Source organism: Aeromonas sp. CD (assembly GCF_033349375.1).
Lineage (GTDB): Bacteria > Pseudomonadota > Gammaproteobacteria > Enterobacterales > Aeromonadaceae > Aeromonas > Aeromonas hydrophila.
This window is the reverse complement of the sequence record NZ_CP137631.1, coordinates 910,079-928,845: the sequence shown is the minus strand read 5'-3', so window position 1 is coordinate 928,845 and position 18,767 is coordinate 910,079. Positions and strand designations below refer to the sequence as shown.

17 protein-coding genes are annotated in these 18,767 nt (G+C 62.4%); 9 read left to right on the top strand and 8 right to left on the bottom strand.

Going from position 1 to position 18,767, the window contains the following annotated elements:
- Positions 1-289 precede the first annotated feature (289 nt).
- From aspA to R2E40_RS04300, 3 genes are all read left to right on the top strand, one after another.
- Positions 290-1,732, top strand: a complete 1,443-nt coding sequence (gene aspA, locus R2E40_RS04310; protein ID WP_011704801.1) for an aspartate ammonia-lyase — start codon at positions 290-292, stop codon at positions 1,730-1,732.
- Between the two features lie 127 nt (positions 1,733-1,859).
- Positions 1,860-3,179: an anaerobic C4-dicarboxylate transporter gene (locus tag R2E40_RS04305; RefSeq protein ID WP_011704800.1), complete on the top strand. Its 1,320-nt coding sequence runs from the start codon at positions 1,860-1,862 to the stop codon at positions 3,177-3,179.
- A gap of 200 nt (positions 3,180-3,379) precedes the next feature.
- Positions 3,380-4,465, top strand: coding sequence for a porin (locus R2E40_RS04300; protein WP_103829314.1), 1,086 nt, complete (start codon positions 3,380-3,382; stop codon positions 4,463-4,465).
- A 64-nt stretch (positions 4,466-4,529) separates the two neighbouring features.
- On the opposite strand, the gene mdtH is transcribed toward R2E40_RS04300, so the two are convergent.
- Positions 4,530-5,723, bottom strand: coding sequence for a multidrug efflux MFS transporter MdtH (gene mdtH, locus R2E40_RS04295; RefSeq protein ID WP_318164849.1), 1,194 nt, complete (start codon positions 5,721-5,723; stop codon positions 4,530-4,532).
- Positions 5,724-5,931: 208 nt separating this feature from the next.
- On the opposite strand from mdtH, the gene R2E40_RS04290 reads away from it, so the two are divergent.
- On the top strand, positions 5,932-6,831 hold the full coding sequence (locus R2E40_RS04290) for a LysR family transcriptional regulator (RefSeq protein WP_024946193.1): 900 nt from the start codon (positions 5,932-5,934) through the stop codon (positions 6,829-6,831).
- 51 nt (positions 6,832-6,882) lie between these two features.
- Here the strand turns inward: R2E40_RS04290 and R2E40_RS04285 are convergent, their stop codons facing one another.
- Positions 6,883-8,652: a M4 family metallopeptidase gene (locus R2E40_RS04285; protein WP_318164848.1), complete on the bottom strand. Its 1,770-nt coding sequence runs from the start codon at positions 8,650-8,652 to the stop codon at positions 6,883-6,885.
- A gap of 351 nt (positions 8,653-9,003) precedes the next feature.
- On the opposite strand from R2E40_RS04285, the gene R2E40_RS04280 reads away from it, so the two are divergent.
- Entirely contained in the window at positions 9,004-9,558 is a 555-nt protein-coding gene (locus tag R2E40_RS04280) for a GNAT family N-acetyltransferase (RefSeq protein ID WP_017410624.1), read from the top strand.
- A complete protein-coding gene (gene rimJ, locus R2E40_RS04275) occupies positions 9,558-10,109 on the top strand; it encodes a ribosomal protein S5-alanine N-acetyltransferase (protein ID WP_029302370.1) in 552 nt (183 codons plus the stop codon). The genes R2E40_RS04280 and rimJ overlap by 1 nt, the downstream gene beginning before the upstream one ends.
- A 102-nt stretch (positions 10,110-10,211) precedes the next feature.
- On the opposite strand, the gene R2E40_RS04270 is transcribed toward rimJ, so the two are convergent.
- From R2E40_RS04270 to R2E40_RS04260, 3 genes are all read right to left on the bottom strand, one after another.
- Positions 10,212-10,457, bottom strand: a complete 246-nt coding sequence (locus R2E40_RS04270) for a hypothetical protein (protein ID WP_005309486.1) — start codon at positions 10,455-10,457, stop codon at positions 10,212-10,214.
- A 309-nt stretch (positions 10,458-10,766) separates the two neighbouring features.
- A complete protein-coding gene (locus tag R2E40_RS04265; protein ID WP_318164847.1) occupies positions 10,767-11,816 on the bottom strand; it encodes an oxidoreductase in 1,050 nt (349 codons plus the stop codon).
- A gap of 108 nt (positions 11,817-11,924) precedes the next feature.
- Positions 11,925-13,088 carry a multidrug effflux MFS transporter gene (locus tag R2E40_RS04260; RefSeq protein ID WP_024946189.1) on the bottom strand — a complete coding sequence of 388 codons (1,164 nt, stop codon included), beginning with the start codon at positions 13,086-13,088 and terminating at the stop codon, positions 11,925-11,927.
- A gap of 222 nt (positions 13,089-13,310) precedes the next feature.
- On the opposite strand from R2E40_RS04260, the gene rdgB reads away from it, so the two are divergent.
- Positions 13,311-13,907, top strand: coding sequence for an RdgB/HAM1 family non-canonical purine NTP pyrophosphatase (gene rdgB, locus R2E40_RS04255; RefSeq protein WP_318164846.1), 597 nt, complete (start codon positions 13,311-13,313; stop codon positions 13,905-13,907).
- A gap of 134 nt (positions 13,908-14,041) precedes the next feature.
- The gene (hemW, locus tag R2E40_RS04250) at positions 14,042-15,187 is read left to right on the top strand and encodes a radical SAM family heme chaperone HemW (RefSeq protein ID WP_318164845.1); all 1,146 of its coding nucleotides are present in this window, start codon (positions 14,042-14,044) and stop codon (positions 15,185-15,187) included.
- Positions 15,188-15,412: 225 nt separating this feature from the next.
- Here hemW and R2E40_RS04245 read toward each other — a convergent pair whose 3' ends face one another.
- From R2E40_RS04245 to zntR, 3 genes are all read right to left on the bottom strand, one after another.
- Positions 15,413-15,631 carry an alternative ribosome-rescue factor A gene (locus R2E40_RS04245; protein ID WP_017410628.1) on the bottom strand — a complete coding sequence of 73 codons (219 nt, stop codon included), beginning with the start codon at positions 15,629-15,631 and terminating at the stop codon, positions 15,413-15,415.
- 129 nt (positions 15,632-15,760) lie between these two features.
- Complete coding sequence (locus tag R2E40_RS04240) at positions 15,761-16,297, bottom strand: dihydrofolate reductase family protein (RefSeq protein WP_318164844.1); 537 nt, start codon at positions 16,295-16,297, stop codon at positions 15,761-15,763.
- Positions 16,287-16,724 carry a Zn(2+)-responsive transcriptional regulator gene (zntR, locus tag R2E40_RS04235; RefSeq protein ID WP_005309469.1) on the bottom strand — a complete coding sequence of 146 codons (438 nt, stop codon included), beginning with the start codon at positions 16,722-16,724 and terminating at the stop codon, positions 16,287-16,289. The genes R2E40_RS04240 and zntR overlap by 11 nt, the downstream gene beginning before the upstream one ends.
- A 411-nt stretch (positions 16,725-17,135) precedes the next feature.
- Here zntR and purH point away from each other — a divergent pair, with 411 nt between their 5' ends.
- Positions 17,136-18,728 (top strand): bifunctional phosphoribosylaminoimidazolecarboxamide formyltransferase/IMP cyclohydrolase, encoded by a 1,593-nt coding sequence (gene purH, locus R2E40_RS04230; RefSeq protein ID WP_318164843.1) that lies wholly within the window; start codon positions 17,136-17,138, stop codon positions 18,726-18,728.
- The last annotated feature ends 39 nt before the right edge of the window (positions 18,729-18,767 follow it).

The following is an 18,767-nucleotide window of genomic DNA, read 5'->3' as shown; positions in this document are numbered from 1 at the left end:
AAACCGGCTTGCCAGACTGTGATTGAAGTCATTGTTCTGTCAAAGTAAATCGGTTGATTGCAATATCTGTTTAATGACCACAAGTTATTTGAGGTTGTCTCAAATTTAGTGATCCAGGTCTAATATCAGATACCTCAATTGGGGTAATATCGACGCCAGTAATTAAGGGAGCAAAAAAGCCCCCAACCGCCCCACTCGATGTGTGGTGCTTCAGGATGAACCGTGCGTAAGGAACTCGCGACCACTCGGTGAGGATCGTTTCCATTTATCTGATTTCTGAGGCATTACAATGAGCGACATCAAGAACGTCCGCATTGAAGAAGACCTGCTGGGCACCAAAGAAGTTTCCAACGATCTCTACTACGGTGTGCATACCCTGCGCGCCGTTGAGAACTTCAAGATCAGCACTCAGAAGATTTCTGACGTTCCGGAATTCGTCCGCGGCATGGTACTGACCAAGAAGGCCGCCGCCCTGGCGAACGGCGAACTGGGTACTATCCGTCCTGAAATTGCTGACAAGATCGTAGAAGCCTGCGACCTGATGCTGAACACCGGCAAATGCTTCGACCAGTTCCCGGTCGACGTTTACCAGGGTGGTGCCGGCACCTCAGTCAACATGAACACCAACGAAGTACTGGCCAACATCGCCCTTGAAATCATGGGCCTGGCCAAGGGTCGCTACGACGTCATCAACCCCAATGACCACGTCAACAAGTGCCAGTCCACCAACGATGCCTACCCCACCGGTTTCCGCGTGGCCGTGGTCAACAGCACCGACACCACCCTGCACGCCCTGGAAGCGCTGATCGCCGCCTTCGATGCCAAGGCCGCCGAGTTCAAGGGCATCCTGAAGATGGGCCGTACCCAGCTGCAAGATGCGGTGCCGATGACCCTGGGTCAGGAGTTCCATGCCTTCGCCGTCACCCTGCGCGAAGAGATCAAGTCCATCAAGCGTTGCCAGGAGCTGCTGCTGGAAGTGAACCTGGGCGCCACCGCTATCGGTACCGGCCTGAACACCCCGCCCGAGTACTCCGCCCTGGCCATCAAGCGCCTGGCCGAGATCACCGGTCGTGCCTATGTTCCGGCTGAAGATCTGATCGAAGCGACCTCCGACTGCGGCGCCTACGTGATGCTACACGGCGCCATCAAGCGCATGGCGATGAAGCTCTCCAAAATCTGTAACGACCTGCGTCTGCTCTCCTCCGGCCCGCGTACCGCACTCAAAGAGATCAACCTGCCGGAAATGCAGGCTGGCTCCTCCATCATGCCGGCCAAGGTCAACCCGGTCATTCCGGAAGTGGTCAACCAGTCCTGCTTCAAGGTCTTTGGTAACGACGTCACCATTACCTTCGCCGCCGAAGCCGGTCAGCTGCAGCTGAACGTCATGGAGCCGGTGATCGGTCAGGCGATGTTCGAATCCCTGAGCCTGATGGAAAAAGCCTGCATCTCCCTGCGCGAGAAGTGCGTGGAAGGCATCACCGCCAACCCGGAAATCTGCATGAACCACGTGCTGAACTCCATCGGCATCGTGACCTACCTGAACCCCTTCATCGGCCACCACGAAGGCGACATCGTCGGCAAGATCTGTGCCCAGACCGGCAAGAACGTCCGTGAAGTCGTGCTGGAGCGCGGCCTGCTGACCGCCGAGCAGCTGGATGAAATTCTCTCCATCGAGAACCTGATGAACCCGCAATACAAAGCCAAGCGTTATACCCGCGAAGCCACCGTATAAGCGAGCAAATGGGCCGGGTTTATCCCGGCCCATAAAGTCAGTTCCCGATAGGTCTTGCCCAGCCCCATCGGGAATTGGCTTTTCTGCCAAATAAAACCTAAAAAAACTGGAAAATGGAGTGTTCGCTATGATTGGAATCGAGTTACTTGTCGTGCTCGCCGCTATCTATCTGGGGGCCCGGATAGGCAGCATCGGCATCGGCTTTGCCGGTGGTTTGGGGGTACTGGTACTGACCTGGGGTCTGGGGATGCCAATTCCCAGCGACCAGCTGGTCACCTACATCCCCTGGGACGTGATCATGATCATCGCGTCCGTCATCTGCGCCATTGCTTGTATGCAACTGGCCGGTGGCATGGACTATCTGGTCTCCCTGGCCGAAAAAGCCCTGCGCAAGAACCCCAAATACATCACCTTCGCCGCGCCGGTCGTCACCTATCTGATGACCATGCTGGCCGGTACCGGTCACACCGCCTTCTCCACCCTGCCGGTGATCGCCGAGGTGGCCAAGGAGCAGGGCATTCGCCCGTCCCGTCCGCTCTCCATCGCCGTCATCGCCTCCCAGATCGCCATCACCGCCTCGCCCATCTCCGCGGCCGTGGTTGCCTTCTCCGGCATGCTTGAGCCGTTTGGCGTGGATTACCTGACCCTGCTGGCCATCTGCATCCCCTCCACCTTCATCGCCTGCATCCTCGGCGCCTTCGTCGCCAATATGCTGGGCAAGCCGCTCGACCAGGACGAAGTCTACCTGGAGCGCAAGGCCAAGGGGCTGATCAAGCTGCGCGGCACCACCAAGCTGGAGCTCAAGCCTTACGCCAAGGTGTCGGTCTGGATCTTCATCGCCGCCATCGTGGCCGTGATGGCCTACGCCACCGCCATCTCCGGTAAAGTGGGCCTGATCGCCAACCCGCCGATCCCCCGTGATGGCGCCATCATGGGCATCATGCTGGCCGCTGCCACCATCATGACCCTGGTCTGCAAGCTGGACGCCACCCAGGTCACCAACATGCCGACCTTCAAGTCCGGCATGTCCGCCTGTATCTGCGTACTGGGCGTGGCCTGGCTGGGTAACGTCTTCGTGAAAGGCAACATGGACACCATCCAGCTGATCGCCGGCGACCTGCTGAACCAATACTCCTGGCTGCTGGCCGTGGTGCTGTTCTTTGCCGCCATGCTGCTTTACTCACAAGGCGCCACCACCAAGGCCCTGATGCCGGCCGCTCTGGCACTGGGTGTCAGCCCGCTGACCGCCATCGCCTCCTTCGCCGCTGTGAGCGCCCTGTTCGTGCTGCCGACCTACCCAACTCTGCTGGCCGCGGTCGAAATGGATGACACCGGCTCCACCCGTATCGGCAAGGCGGTATTCAATCACCCCTTCTTCGTACCGGGTGTTGCCACCATCGCCATCGCCGTGGCGCTGGGCTTCTTCTTCGGTGGCATGATGCTCTAACCAGCATTTAATTCCACAAACACGCAAACGGCCCTGTTCGGGCCGTTTTTTATGCCTGCTTTTCAGGTCAAATCATTAATTAATCCTTGTGCGCTTCAGTTTCTATCAAGGTTCGCAGATCTACTCTGGGGCATCGGAACAGAAACCGATCAACAGGGCCGAGCACAGGTCCGACAGTGTTTACACCAGAGGAACGAACAATGAAAAAGACAGCATTGACCATGGCCATCTCCAGCGTGCTGCTGGCCGGTGGTGCGCAAGCCGCTACCGTCTACAACCAGAACGACACCAAACTGGACATCGGTGGTCGCGCTCAAGGCATGTACTACGGCACTGATGACAACGGTTCTGAAGGTGACCAGAGCTACCTGCGTCTGCACGTTGCCGGCGAAACCAAGATCGACAACGAGCTGACCGCGTTCGGCTTCGCTGAATACAACCTGCCGGTCTCCGGCTCCGACAACGACGAGCTGCGTTATGCCTACGCCGGCATCAAGCACGATCGTTTCGGTGCCTTCAGCTACGGCCGTCAGGATGGCCTGTTCACCAAAGCCGTGAACAACTACACCGACGTGCTGCCAGAGTGGGGCGGTGACGGTCTGGGCAAGGACACCGAAGTGTTCGGTACCGGTCGTACCAACGGCCTGGCCCAGTACATCTACACCTATCAGGGCCTGACCCTGGGTGCCCAGTTCACCGGCAACAACGATCCGCAGAACGCCGACCGTTCCAACCTGACTGTTACCAACGGCACCTGGAATCCGAAGGGTTCCGCCGAAGGCTTCGCCGTGTCTGCCAACTATGACTTCGACATGGGCCTGAGCCTGGGTACCGCCTACAACCAGGCCGGCAAGACCGACGAGCAGGCCGCCAACGCCGCCTTCGGTGGTGACCGCGACGCCAAGCTGTACGGCGTGGGTGCCAAATACGCCGTCGGCGACCTCTACCTGGCCGCTACCTACTCCCACGGTGAAGACCACCTGTTCGTCAACAACGGCTACGCCGAGAAGATGGATGGCTACGAAGCCGTCGCCCAGTACGCCTTCGGCAAGTTCAAGCCGTCCCTGGCCTACCTGCGTACCGACGTGAAGGACAACGCTCGCGGCATCGATGACACCGCCACCGAGTACGTTTCCATCGGTGCCTGGTACAACTTCACCGACAACTTCAACGCCTACGTTGATTACAAGATCAACCTGCTGGACAACGTCAACGGTACCCACACCAACTCGCTGGGCAAAAACACCGACGACGTGGTCGCCGTGGCCCTGCAGTACAACTTCTAAGTCTTCCCTGAATTGCCTACTGTATTTTTTACCGGCCGCCCAGCGGCCGGTTTTTTATTGCCCGTCAGATGTTGACCCGCGCCAGACTCGGCTCGCGGTGAAAGCAGTTCACCAGCAGCAGCAAGGTCGTCACCCCGACCGTGCCCAGCACCAGCCAGGGTAACCAGGGCTGGCCCTGCAGCATGGCGTAGTCATGCAGCGCACCGCCCCCCACGTAACCCGTCATGCCCCCCAGCGCCAGCCCCAGCCGACTGAAGCCCATGTAGCTGCCGCGTGCCCCCGGCTGTGCGAGCTTGGTCATCAGCGTCTCCCGCGCCGGTTCGGCGATGACGATCCCTAAGTAGAAGCAGGCCAGCAGCATGAACACCGCGGGCAGTGTGTTGGCAAAGGCCACCAGCCCGATGCCGGTGGTCATCAGCAGCACCCCCGCCATCAAGCGGCTCTCCAGCTTGAAGTGGCGCTCGCCATAGCGCGCCAGCGGATAGAGCAGCGCCAGTGAGATGGCGGTCTCCAGGGTATACATCCAGCCCACCGCCGTGGTGGTACCCGCCATCTGCTTGACCAGGATGGGGAAGATCAGCATCACCTGGACCCAGAGCGCGTAGTAGCCGCTCAGGATCAGCACCAGCCGGCAGAACGCCTTGTCCGCAATCACCTGGCCGAGACCGGCGCGGATCGGGGTCGGTCGCACCGAGAGCTTGTAGGCGGGCAGGATCAGCAGGTTGCACAGCGCGGCGCAGACAAACAGGCCGGCCCCCAGCAGACAGACATACTCGAAGTCGAAATTGAGCAGCCAGCTGCCAAGCAGGGCCCCCACCACGGCGCCGGCGCTCTCCAGCATCATCAACAAGGATATGTAGCGCCCCCGCTGACGGGGCCGGGTGAATTTGATCACCAGTGCGGCGCGGGGCGGATCGAACAGACAGCCCCCCAGCCCCGAGATGACGCAGGAGAGGATCAGCTCCAGCCCGCTCTGGGCATAGGCCAGGCTGGCAAACCCCGCCGCCCGCAGCAGCATGCCGCCCACGATGAGCGGTCGCGCGCCGAACTTGTCCGCCAGCGAGCCTCCCAGGATCCCCAACCCCTGCTGAGTCAGCTGGCGCAAGCCCAGCGCCAGCCCCACCACCCCGGCCGCCCAGCCTAGCTGATCCACGAAGCGCAGGCTGATCATGGGCATCACCACGAAGAACCCCAGGATCACCAACAGGGAATCCAACGCCAAAAACCACCGCCCCAACCGCCTCGCCCGCTCCACCATGACTACCTGCCCCCTGCTTCTCTGATGACCTTCCGATTGATTCGCCTCATCGCCCGAATGACGCCGTCACCAAACGGGCTCAAGGTGCAACAAGCCCCTGAACCGATATGGCAATATGCCAAAGCACAACGATTGATACTGCTATTCTGGAAGGACGCCAGATATAGTGGTAGCCGACAACTGGCTATATTTTATATTGGATTATGTTATGGCTATGACCCTCGACGATCTGCAATTGCTGCTGGATGTGGTCAATCGCGGCAGCTTCAGCAAGGCAGCCGCCGTGCGCGGCTGGTCACAACCCATGGTGAGCCAGCGGATCGCCGTGCTGGAACAGGATCTGGGCCAGCCCCTGTTTCGCCGCCATCGGCGCGGCGCCACCCCTACCCCGGCCTGCGAGCAGTTCCTGCCTGCCGCGAGTGCGGCACTGAGCGCGCTGGAAGGGGGTCGCCTGGCGATGCAGGGAGCACCGGCGCTGCCGCGCATCCGGCTCGCCTGCCTGCCTTCCCTGACGACCGTGGTGTTCGGCCCCCTGCTGCTGGCACTGGTCGACGAGACCTTCGAGATCCGCTGCAACACGGATCACTCCGGCATCATCATGCAGGAGCTGCTGACCGGCGAGACCGACGTCGGCTTCATCCTCAAGTGTCCGGCCATCGCCGGCATCCAGCTCGAACTGCTCTATCGCTCCCCCATCATAGCCGTGGCCTGCGCCACCCATCCGCTGGCCGGGCGGCAGGGCCTGACCCTGCAGGACATAGCCAACGAGCGGCTGGCACCCCAGCAGTGGGGCACCGGCTGCGACGAGCTGATCCTGCAGTTGCGCCTGCTGCGCCAGGTGGCGAGCCCGCTGCACGCCATCCAGCCCGCCAGCGCGGCGCGGGAGCTGGCGCTGGAGCACGGCTTCATCACCCTGATGCCGGCGCTCGCCATCGCCCGGGATCTGGAGTTCGGCCGGCTGGTGCAACTGGACGTGGTGGATCTGCCGCCGGATCACTGGGACGTGATGATGGCCTGGCGCAGCGGCAAACGGCCCAATCCCGCCAAGGAGCGGGTGCTGGAAGCCGCCCGTACCCTGGCCCGGCGCTGGGCGGGCAAATCCGCATAAAAAAAGCGCCGGACAAGTCCGGCGCTCTATCTCTGTTACGGTGACTCAGGCTCAGTAGCTGGCCTTGAGGGTCACCCCCGAGAAGGCACTGTAGGCGCTCAGTTGCACGTTCCAGGTCCCCGCCTTGGGCGAGTTCAGGGTGCAGGTCTCGGCGTTGCCGCTCTTGTAGGGGCGGCAATCATAGCTGCTGCTGGTCGGCACGCTGCCGAACTTCACATACAGATCCGCATCACCGGTACCGCCGCCGCTGGCGATCACCAGCTGGCTCTTGCCGGCCGGCACGTCGATGGTGAAGTTCAGCTTGCCACCCTTGGCGGCGGAGAGACCGCTCACCGGTACCCCGTTTTGCAGCACGCTGCCCGGCTGCGGCGTGGTGCCGCCACAGGTGGCATTGACCCCGACAGTGGTAAAGGCTGCCGCCACGTCGGTCACGCTGTAGCCCAGATCGGTAGCCGCCTTGGTCACCCCGCAGGCGCCCTGATCGAAGGTGGTGTTGGCGCCCCAGTAGAGGCGGTTGGCCAGCACGAACACTTCGAAGGCCTTGCGGGTGTTCCAGCCGCTGGTATTGGCCAGCAGGTAGAAGGCGCGGTTGTAGACACCTGAGCTGTGGTGCACGTCGATGCCATCGTAGTAGTCGCTGGCATGGCCGATGGAGCTGCCGTCCCGGGTCGGATCTTCGAAGTAGCGCAGCGAGCCGTTGCCCTTGAAGATCTGGGCGCCCACCAGCCAGTCGTTGCTGCCCTTCATGAAGTTCTCGGCCGCTTCCCCCGCCATGTCGGAGAAGGCCTCGTTGATGCCGCCCGACTGACCGGAGTAGACCAGCCCGGAGTTCTGCTCGGTAAAGCCGTGGCTCACCTCGTGGGCCGCCACGTCCAGGCTCACCAGCGGATAGAAGGTAGTGGCGCCGTCACCGAAGGTCATCTGGCTGCCGTCCCAGAAGGCGTTCTCGTAGTTGCGGCTGTAGTGCACCCGCATCTTCAGCTTGAAGGTCAGCGGCGCCGTGTTGTACCAGTTGCGGTACATGTCGAACACCACGTTGCCGAAGTAGTGGGCGTCGTTGAGCGGCGAGTAGGCGCCGTTGATCTCCTTGACCGTGTTCTCCGGGCAGGTGAACTGGTGTACCGAGCCACCGCTGGTGGCATGGTTCAGGTTGATGGTGTCCACGTTGGCACTGCTCATCCGGCAGCTGTCATCCACCAGCAGCGGGCCGAAGTCGGCGCCGTAGAAATACTTGCCGGTCTTGACGTTGCCACCCGGGCCGGTGGCGTCCTTGTGGTTGATCCCTTCCCAGCGCTTGAGCTCGCTGCCGTTCTGGGCATCGATCACCACGAAGGGGCGGCTCGGCTCGTCGCTCGCCGCCAGCCAGGAGACCAGATAGACCAGGCGGGCCTGACCGGCCTCATCCTGCATCACGAACAGCTTGACCCGCTCGTTGCTGCCCTTGGCCCCGGCCCGCGCCTTGCTGGCGGCATCGGCCGGCGACAGAGCGGCGGTCGGACTGGCCACGTCGGCATCGATCTGGCGCAGGATCTGGCCGGAAACCTGGCTTATCTGCCCGCCGAGGGACTGCTCGGCCACCAGCACCTGGCCCCAGACCGGGATGCCGTGCCAGGTCTGCTCATAGCGCACCCGCTGCTGACCGTTGGGCAGCTTGACCGCCCGCACCTGACGAAACTCGCCATCCCCTGCCAGCGCGCTCACCCCGGCAGCGCCGCTCGGCGCCCCTTGAATGCCCGCAACCTGATGCACATCCACCTGTTCTGCAGCCAGCGCAGCGCTTCCCCAGCAGGCCAATACCACGGCCAAATAGACTTTGTTCATCCGTCTTTTCCTTAAGTCGATGAAGATTACACGTCGGGTCCGTTGCCCGGCGTTCCTACACTAGTTGGCACGTTCAAGATTGCTGCCTGTCATATGTGACAGCGCAGCACAAACCCATAGCAGGATCTGCTGTTGCCCCTGTTTGGTCGCGTGAAAAGAGCTAAAAATGGCGAATAACACCAAAAAAAGCCGAACAATGGCCAGGCGCTTTCTGGCCGCCACCAATCGCCCCTCCATATGGGGATGGCGGGGCGCAAGAACAGTTGGAAAACCCTTGGCGTACAAGGGGTTGATTGGCTACATTGGCGGTTTGGCGGCCCGTTTCAGGCCCAGATTGGAGGGGAGGTGCGGATGTTTTCATGGCAACTGGACGACGAGCTGGCGCTGCTGTTCCTGCAGCCCGACATGGCCAGCGAACTCTTTGCCCTGTGTCGGGAGAACCGCGACTACCTGACCCAGTGGCTGCCCTGGCCGCCCTACATTCAGCAGCCCGCCGACAGTGCCACCTTCATCCGCCACGCCATCGAGAAGTTTGCCCGCGGCGAGGGGCTGACCACCGCCATCGAGTATCAGGGGGAAGTGGTTGGCGTCATCGGTTACAACCAGATCGACCGGGCACTGGCCAAGGTCAGCATCGGCTACTGGCTGGCCGAGCGCTGGCAAGGCAACGGCATCATCACCCGCGCCTGCCAGGCCCTGATCCATCACGCCTTCGAGGAGATGGGGATGGAGAAGGTGGAGATCAGCGCCGCCACCGACAACGAACCCAGCCGGGCCGTCTGCGAGCGCCTCGGCATGCAGCAGGAGGGGATCACCCGCCGTGCTGAGCGGCTGGCCGACCGCATCGTGGATCACGTTCACTACAGCCTGCTGCGCGATGAGTGGCTCAGGCAGAGGGATCACTGATGGCGCTGCCACACCTGTGCACGGCCCGCTGCCAGCTCACCATACTGCCCCCCGAACGGGCCGATCTGATGCTGGATTTCTATCTGCGCAACCGCACCCACCTCGCCCCCTGGGAGCCCAGCCGGGACGAGAGCTTCTACACCCTGAGCCACTGGCACGGCCGGCTGCGCGACAGCTATGGCCAGTTCTTCAATGGCAGCGGGGTGCATCTGGTGGCGCTCGATCCCCATGGTGAGCAGGTGATCGCCACCTGCAACTTCACCAACATCCTGATGGGCGCCTTCAAGGCCTGCCATCTGGGTTATGCCATCGACCAGGCCCATCAGGGACAGGGACTGATGCAAGAGATCGTCGAGGCCGGCATCGACTACCTGTTCCGGGAACACGGCCTGCACCGCATCATGGCCGGCTACATGCCGTCGAATCTGCGCAGCGGCGCCCTGCTCGAGCGGCTCGGCTTCGAGCGGGAGGGGTACGCCAAAGACTACCTGATGATCAACGGCCGCTGGGAGGATCATATCCTCACCGCGCGCCTCAACCCGGCGCTCTAGCCGGTTCTCTTGCCGGCAAGGACCCCGTCAAAGGCGGGGAACGGGCATAAAAAAACGGGCCCGAAGTTGCCTTCGGGCCCGTTCTTCAGATGAGGTGCAGGCTTAGTTGGCCTTGGCATCGCTCACTGCGGCTTCTGCCTTGGTGGCTACGTCAGCGGCAGCCTTCTCAACGGTTGCAGTCGCTTCGGAAGCGGCCTTCTCTACGGTAGAGGTGGCTTCGCTAGCGGCTTTTTCAACAGTTGCAGCAACGTCGGCGGCCGGAGTAGCAGCCGGAGCGGCGGCTTCTTCTTTCTGACCACAAGCGGTCAACATCAGACCCAGGATACCGGCTACCAGTACTTTGTTCATGTGCATACCCTCAGAAAAATATGGAGAGATGGTTGGTACAACCATCACAGTGCGTCCTTTCACCCGGTGAAAAACCCATATGCCGGGAGCCAAGAGGCGCGCGAAATATATCCCCATACGCGCCCAATGAAAACGAGTATCACAATGATATTTTCTCGTTGGCTGGATGAAAAGAACTACTACAACGACAAACATTAATACAAAACACTGTAAACGGCGCAGTTTTGTACAATAAAACGCCACAGGCCTCGTGATTGCTGGCAATAAACGGCTATTGCATTGTGCCGGCAACCACGCGCGGACTGCGCCTCAATCAGACAGGATCTGACAAGCCAGCCGCTTGCCCTCGCGGGCGCTGTCGCGGGCCAGGTCCAGCAGCGCCATCACCGCCAGCGCCTCGCCGGCCGGCACCGGGTTCTCCCCCTCCCCACGGATGGCGGCGCAGACGCCGCGATAGTAGGCGCCGTAGTCCCCTGCCTCGCCGGCCACGCTCTGCTGCTGCAGCTGACCGTCGCGGATCCGGCTGAGCTGGCCGGGTTCGTTGTCCACTCCCCAGTCTGCCGCCGGCGGCCGCTTGCCGAGCTTGAGCTGCTCCTCCTGCACATCCATGCCGAACTTGATGAAGGAGCCCTCGCTGCCGTGGATGACAAACCGCGGCATGGTGGCCGACACCAGGCAGCTGCCGTGCAGCACGACCCGCATCTCGCCATAGCCGAGCACCACGTGGAAGTAGTCATCCGCCAGGGCACCGGGGCGCTGCTGGGCCAGATCCGCCTGCAGCCAGTCCGGCGGACCGAACAGCTGGAGCGACTGGTCGAGGATGTGGGGGCCGAGATCGAACCAGAGACCGGAGCCCGGACCGCCCGCCTCGCGCCAGCGCTGGCGCACCTCGGGACGATAGCGATCGAAGTGGGATTCGAACTGGGCGACCTGACCGAGCGCCCCCTCCGCCAGCAGGCGGCGTACGGTGAGAAAGTCACCGTCCCAGCGTCGGTTGTGGAAGATGCTGAGCAGTCGCTGCTGCTTCTCCGCCAGCTCGACCAGCGCCTTCGCCTCGGCCAGATCCAGGGCGAACGGCTTGTCGATCACCACGTGCTTGCCGGCCAACAGGGCCTCGCGGGCGATGGGGGCATGGGTGTCGTTGGGAGTGGCGATCACCACCAGATCGACCGACGGGTCCGCCAGCACCTCGGCCAGCGAACCGACCCGGCAACCGGGTAGCTCGGCCTGCACCTTGGCGGCATCGCGGCTCACCACCCAGCCGAGGGAGAGCCCGGGCGTGCTGGTCAGAAACGGGGCGTGAAAGGTTTGGCCTGCAAAGCCGTAGCCCACCAGGGCGGCATTGATTGTGTGGCTCATCCGGTTTTCTCCACGGGTAGCTGTGTCACAGGGCGCAGGCAAACCCTTGCCTGCCAAATAGAGAAGGGGGCCCAAGGCCCCCTGAGTGTGCCAATCAGAGCACAGGATTTATTGCAAACACAAGCGCCGGCCCTGGCGGGTCATCAGCATCAGCAGGGGGGGCAGCAGCAGCCACATGTGCAGCGCCAGCTGGCTGAGCGGATCGTGCATCAGCACGCCGATGAAGCCCACCAGCGCGCCGGAGCCGCTCATCTGGAACAGACCGAGCAGGGCGGCGGCGGTGCCGGCGCAGTGGCCGAACGGTGCCAGCGCCATGCCGGCGGCGGCGCCCAGGATCATGGCAAAGCCGATGCTGGAGAGAAACACCGGCCCCATCATGGCCAGCGGATGCTCGATGTGCATGGCCAGGGTCAAGGCGATGGCGGAGAGCAGCAGCACCAGCAGGCCGATGCGCAGGGTGCGTCTTGGCCCCACCCTGGCGATGAAACGGGGCGCCAGGAAGCAGGCCAGGATGTTGAGTGCCGCGTTGGCGGTGAACCAGTAGCTGAAGCCGCTCATGTCCAGCCCCAGCTTCACCATCAGCTGCACCGGCGCCGCGGTGACATAGGCCAGGATCACCGCCATCGCCAGCATGCACAGCGTCGCGTTGAACAGGAAGCTCGGGGAGCGCAGCACCGGGCTGTAGCGCGACCAGCTGATGAGCGGGCCGCTGCTGCTGGTCTCTTCCGGACGGGTCTCCGGCATCCGCCACAGCAGCCAGCTACCGACGATGACCGCATAACCGGCCATGAACCAGAAGTTGGCAGACCAGCCCGCCTTGGCGGTGAGCCAGCCACCGAGCAAGGGGGCCAGCGCCGGAATAAAGCAGATGGCACCGTTCAGGTAGGAGATCATCTGACCGCTCTTCTTGGGGCCGTAGCTGTCACGCACCACCGAGAAAGCGGCCACCGAGGTGGCACAGGCGCCAAAACCCTGCAGCACCCGCGCCAGCATCAACTCGCCGAGGCTCGCGGCAAAGCCGGCCCCCAGGGCGCTCAGACCGTAGAGCAGCACACCGCCAAGGGCGATGGGCTTGCGGCCGTAGCGATCGGCCAGCGGCCCCACCAGCAGTTGTCCCAGTCCCATGCTGAACAGGAACCAGGTGATGGTGCCCTGCATCAGGGTCACCTCGGCCCCCAGCTGCTCGGCCATCTGTGGGATGGCGGGCAGGTAGATGTCGATGGCCAGCGGACTGAACAGCACCAGTAGGACAAGCAGAAGAATCAATGGCATCAGTCACCTCGTGGCATGGGGAAAATAGATTGGGGCGCGAGTCTACTGGCTCACAGTAATGAATTGAAATGGTATTTAATCACTTCTGTTATTCCATTCAGGAAACATTCATTTTATCTGCATCTTGCCATGACCCCGGCAAGGGTGATCCAGGGCAATTGGCGCTTTTCCTGGGCGCCAGCCCCGCATAGAATGCGCAGATTATTTTTGCGGAGGTGCTCGATGAACAAGCTTGTCCTGGCAACAGGGAACCAGAAAAAGGTGAAGGAATTGGCCGCCATGCTGGCCGATATGAAGATCCAGGTGATCCCACAGAGCGAGTTTGCGGTCTCCGATGCCGAAGAGACCGGCACCACCTTCGTCGAGAATGCCATCATCAAGGCCCGCCACGCCGCCCGCATCACCGGCCTGCCGGCGGTTGCCGACGACTCCGGCCTGGAAGTGGATCTGCTGCACGGCCGTCCCGGCGTCTACTCCGCCCGCTTTGCCGGTGAGGGTGCCAGCGACAAGGACAACATCGACAAGCTGCTGGGCGAGCTGAAAGGGGCCCCCGAGTATCTCAAGAGCGCCCGTTTCTGGTGCGTGCTGGTCTACATGCGCCACGCCGACGATCCCACCCCCATCATCTGCCAGGCCAGCTGGGAAGGGATGATCATCGACGAGCCGCGCGGCCAGCACGGCTTTGGCTATGACCCGGTGTTCTTCGTGCCCGATCACGACTGCACCTCGGCCCAGATGCCGGCCGAGCTCAAGAACCAGCTGAGCCATCGCGGCCAGGCGCTGGCTAAGCTCAAATCTGCTCTGGCGGCGGTCAACTAAAGCGCTGTCTCCCGCCGCGTTGTCATCTACAATGGGGGCCGTCGGCCCCCGTTTCGTTCGCGGCGCCCCGGCCCGTTGTCATCGACGACAAGGGCAACCCGACCCCTGATGATTTTTTGAATACTGGAAACCCCATGCTGCAACTGCCGCCCCTCTCCCTCTATATCCACGTGCCCTGGTGTGTCCAGAAGTGTCCCTACTGCGACTTCAACTCCCACGCCCAGAAGGGAGAGCTGCCCCACCTCGAGTACGTGGCCGCCCTGCTGGAGGATCTGGAGCAAGACCTGCACTGGGCCCAGGGACGCTCCCTCTCCTCCATCTTCATCGGCGGCGGCACGCCGAGTCTGCTCTCCGTGGAGGCCATGCAGGCACTGCTGGACGGGGTACGTGCGCGCATCGAACTCACCGCGGACTGCGAGATCACCATGGAGGCCAACCCGGGCACGGTGGAGGCGGACAAGTTCGCCGGCTTCCAGCGGGCCGGCATCAACCGCATCTCCATCGGGGTGCAGAGCTTCCAGCAGGAGAAGCTGACCCGGCTCGGCCGCATTCACGGCCCCGAAGAGGCGCGCAAGGCCGCCGAGCTGGCTCACGCCATCAAACTGCCCACCTTCAACCTGGATCTGATGCACGGCCTGCCGGATCAGAGCCTGGCGGACGCGCTCTCGGATCTGCAGCAGGCCATCGACTGCGCGCCGCCGCACCTCTCCTGGTACCAGCTCACCATAGAGCCGAACACGGCGTTCGCCTCCAAGCCGCCCACCCTGCCGGAGGATGACACCCTGTGGGACATCTACGAGCAGGGCCACGCCATGCTCACCGCCCACGGCTATCAGCAGTACGAGATCTCGGCCTATGCCAAGGCAGGCTACCAGTGCCGCCACAACCTCAACTACTGGCGCTTCGGCGACTATCTGGGGATCGGCTGCGGCGCCCACGGCAAGGTGACGGATCTCGCCAACCAGCAGATCCTGCGCACCGCCAAGGTGAAGCACCCGAAAGGTTATCTGGACCCGAGCCGCCCTTATCTGGACGAACAGTGGCAAGTGAGTGCGGACGATCTGCCGCTCGAGTACTTCATGAATCGGTTCAGATTGTTTGAACCGGCCCCCAAGGCGGAGTTCGAGGCCTATACCGGGCTGTCGCTGGAACGGGTAGAGACCATGCTGGCGATTGCCCAGAGCAAGGAGCTGATCGAGGATCTCGGCGACAGCTGGCAGCTGACGTCCCTCGGTCATCGCTATCTCAACGTGCTGCTCGAGCTCTTTATGGACGAGTGAGGTAACCGCCTTTAACCAGATGAAACACAAGCGGGGCGCCATGAGCGCCCCGCTTGTTTTGGTTCCAAGAACCTGTTCACGGTCTGTCGCGAGAGGCTGTCAGCAAGGTGAAGAGCAGCGCAGGAACCGGAGTGTGTAAGTACACATGAGGATTCCGAGCAGCACATGAGCCTTGATCACGGCCTCGCAGCAAGATCGTGGACAGGTTCCAAAGCAGAAACCCGCTCAACAGCAGACGCGTACCATCTGCTGTTGACCGGGCTCCCACCGCTTGCCGTGCTTGGCCTTGCGCTGATAGCTGCCCTTGCCTTTCTTGCTCGGTTCGACCCGGGCCTGGAACAGGGGAGAGGTCACTAGTGCCTTGAGGTGGTTGTCCTGAATGATGCCGCGCTGATGTTCGCAGGCGGGCTCGGTGGTGACCCGGGTCACCTTCTTCTTGGCCATATCGGCTCCTTGATGCGGTTGGTCGTGTTTGCCCATCGCCCCTGCCACCACAGATCCGGGGCAGGCGGCGAAAAAACGTGCCGATTGTGCACCTCTCCCGGCCCGCCTGCAAGGGGGCTGGTATGCTCCTCAGGCCGGTTGATAGACGACCCGCACCAGCCCGCTCGGCAGCACGGTGCTCGACACCGGTACCAGCGCGCCGGGCAGCGGCCCTGCAAAGAGCGACACCCCGCCCCCCAGGGTGACCGGCACCCAGAACAGGATCAGCTCGTCCACCAGCGCGGCCTGCAGTCCCTGCCTGACCACCTCGCCGCCATCCAGATAAAGATGGCGGCTACCCGCCTGCCACAGCTCGTCCAGCACCTGCGCCAGCGCCCCCTGCCGAAAGGAGACGTGCTCACGGGGAGCGGCGGGTCTGTGGGTCAATACCACCACCGGCTTGTCGCCATAAAACCACTCGGGAAAGCCGAGCACAGTATCGTAGCTGTTGCGCCCCATCAGCAGGGTATCAACGCTCGCCATCAGTGCGCTGTAGCCGGTCTCTTCCTGGGAGTCGCCGTTGTAGGGCTCAAGCCAGGCCAGATCGCCCCCCTCCCCGGCAATGAAGCCGTCGAGGGAGAGGGCAAGAAAGGCGGATACCCGGGGCCGGCGCAGCTCAGTGCTCATGGTCGTGGTGCTCATGACGGGAGGGGGCGCCGGACTCCAGCGTCTCCAGGATGGCGCAGTGCTCCGCCGAGCGAGGGCCGCCGCAGCAGATGTTGGAGAGCTCGCGCAGGTTGTCGCGAAAACGGGTCAGCTCGACGATCTTCTGCTCCACCTGTTCGAGCTTGGTGTCGGCCACCGCCTTCACCTCCTGACAGGTGACCTTGGCCTTGTTGGTATCGAGATCCAGCAGCTCGCCGATGTCGGCCAGCGAGAACCCCACCGACTTGGCGCGGATGATGAACTCCAGCCGCCGCTTGTCCTGCTCGCCATAGAGGCGATAGCCGGACTCGTTGCGAATGCCTGGCGAGATGAGACCATTCTTCTCGTAAAAACGCAGGGTATCCGCCTTCACCCCGCACGCCTTGGCCAGCTCCCCGATCCGATACATGCCTTTTCTCCCGTTGAATTTGCCACACAGCCACAACCGGCCCCCACTATCGCCCCTTTGCCCGGCGATTGCCAGCCGGCAGCGGGAAAGAGGACGCGGCCACCCTTTTGCCATCAAGAGACTGAAAAGACAAACGTTTCACAAAAACCGGCCAGAAAACGTTTAACACCGCACCAGGCAAGGCTTTGTCACTTTAAAAAATCCACCACGGGTCACATTTTTTGTGTAGAATACGCGCCCACAAGAGAGCGTCGCGTCAAGCGGGCATTTCCTAAAACGCTTTTGCCTGTCGGCAGGTTTTTCAGGCGAGAGCGGTTTGCGAAATCCCCCACTTCCATTTATTTGGGGACTCTCTGTGTTGAGCCTCGCCTCCCATGGAACGGTCCCCGTTATGCTGAGGACGATAGTGTGATGGAACAAGCTCGACCCATTCGCCGTGCACTGCTGAGTGTGTCTGACAAGACTGGCATCCTGGAATTTGCCAAGGCACTCAACGAACGTGGCGTGGCCCTGCTCTCCACCGGCGGTACCGCCAAGCTGCTGGCCGACGCCGGTCTGCCGGTGACCGAGGTCTCCGATTACACGGGATTCCCTGAAATGATGGATGGCCGGGTCAAGACCCTGCATCCCAAGGTCCACGGCGGCATTCTCGGCCGGCGCGAGCAAGACGACGCCATCATGGCCCAGCACGCTATCTCCCCCATCGATATGGTCGTGGTCAACCTCTATCCCTTCGCCGCGACCGTCGCCAAGCCCGGCTGCACCCTGGCCGATGCAGTCGAGAACATCGACATCGGCGGCCCGACCATGGTTCGCTCCGCCGCCAAGAATCACAAAGATGTGGCCATCGTGGTCAAGGCTGCCGACTATGACCGCGTCATCCGCGAGATGGATGGCAACGGCAACAGCCTGAAACTGGCCACCCGTTTCGATCTGGCCATTGCCGCCTTCGAGCACACTGCCGCCTACGACGGCATGATCGCCAACTACTTCGGCACCATGGTTCCCTCTTACGGTGACAACAAGGAGGGTGACGAGGCGTCCCGCTTCCCGCGCACCTTCAACAGCCAGTTCATCAAGAAGCAAGACATGCGCTACGGCGAGAACAGCCACCAGGCCGCCGCCTTCTATGCCGAGGAGCAGGCCGCACCGGGCTCGGTGGCGAGCGCCATCCAGCTGCAGGGCAAGGCCCTCTCCTACAACAACATCGCCGACACCGATGCGGCGCTGGAGTGCGTCAAGGAGTTCGACCAGCCGGCCTGCGTCATCGTCAAGCACGCCAACCCGTGCGGCGTGGCCATCGGCAGCGACCTGCTGAGCGCCTACGAGCGCGCCTGGCAGACCGACCCCACCTCCGCGTTTGGCGGCATCATCGCCTTCAACCGTGAACTGGATGGCGCCACCGCCAAGGCCATCGTCGAGCGTCAGTTCGTCGAGGTGATCATCGCCCCCACCGTCAGCCAGGCGGCCCGCGACACGGTCGCCGCCAAGCAGAACGTGCGGCTGCTCGAGTGCGGTCAGTGGACCGCGCCGGCGCAAGGCTTTGACTTCAAGCGCGTCAACGGCGGCCTGCTGGTGCAGGAGCGCGACCTTGGCATGGTGACCCTGGGGGATCTGACCGTAGTCAGCAAGCGTCAGCCCACCGAGGCCGAACTGAACGACCTGCTGTTCTGCTGGAAGGTGGCCAAGTTCGTCAAATCCAACGCCATCGTCTATGCCAAAGACGGCCAGACCATCGGCGTGGGTGCCGGCCAGATGAGCCGCGTCTACTCGGCCAAGATAGCCGGCATCAAGGCCGAGGATGAAGGGCTGACCGTGGCGGGGTCCGTCATGGCCTCCGATGCCTTCTTCCCGTTCCGCGACGGCATCGACGCCGCAGCGGCCGCCGGCATCTCCTGCGTCATCCAGCCCGGTGGCTCGATGCGCGACCAGGAGGTGATCGACGCCGCCGACGAACACGGCATGTGCATGCTGTTCACCAACATGCGCCACTTCCGTCACTGATGGATCAGGGCCGCCGTCGGCGGCCCTTTTGTTGTCTCT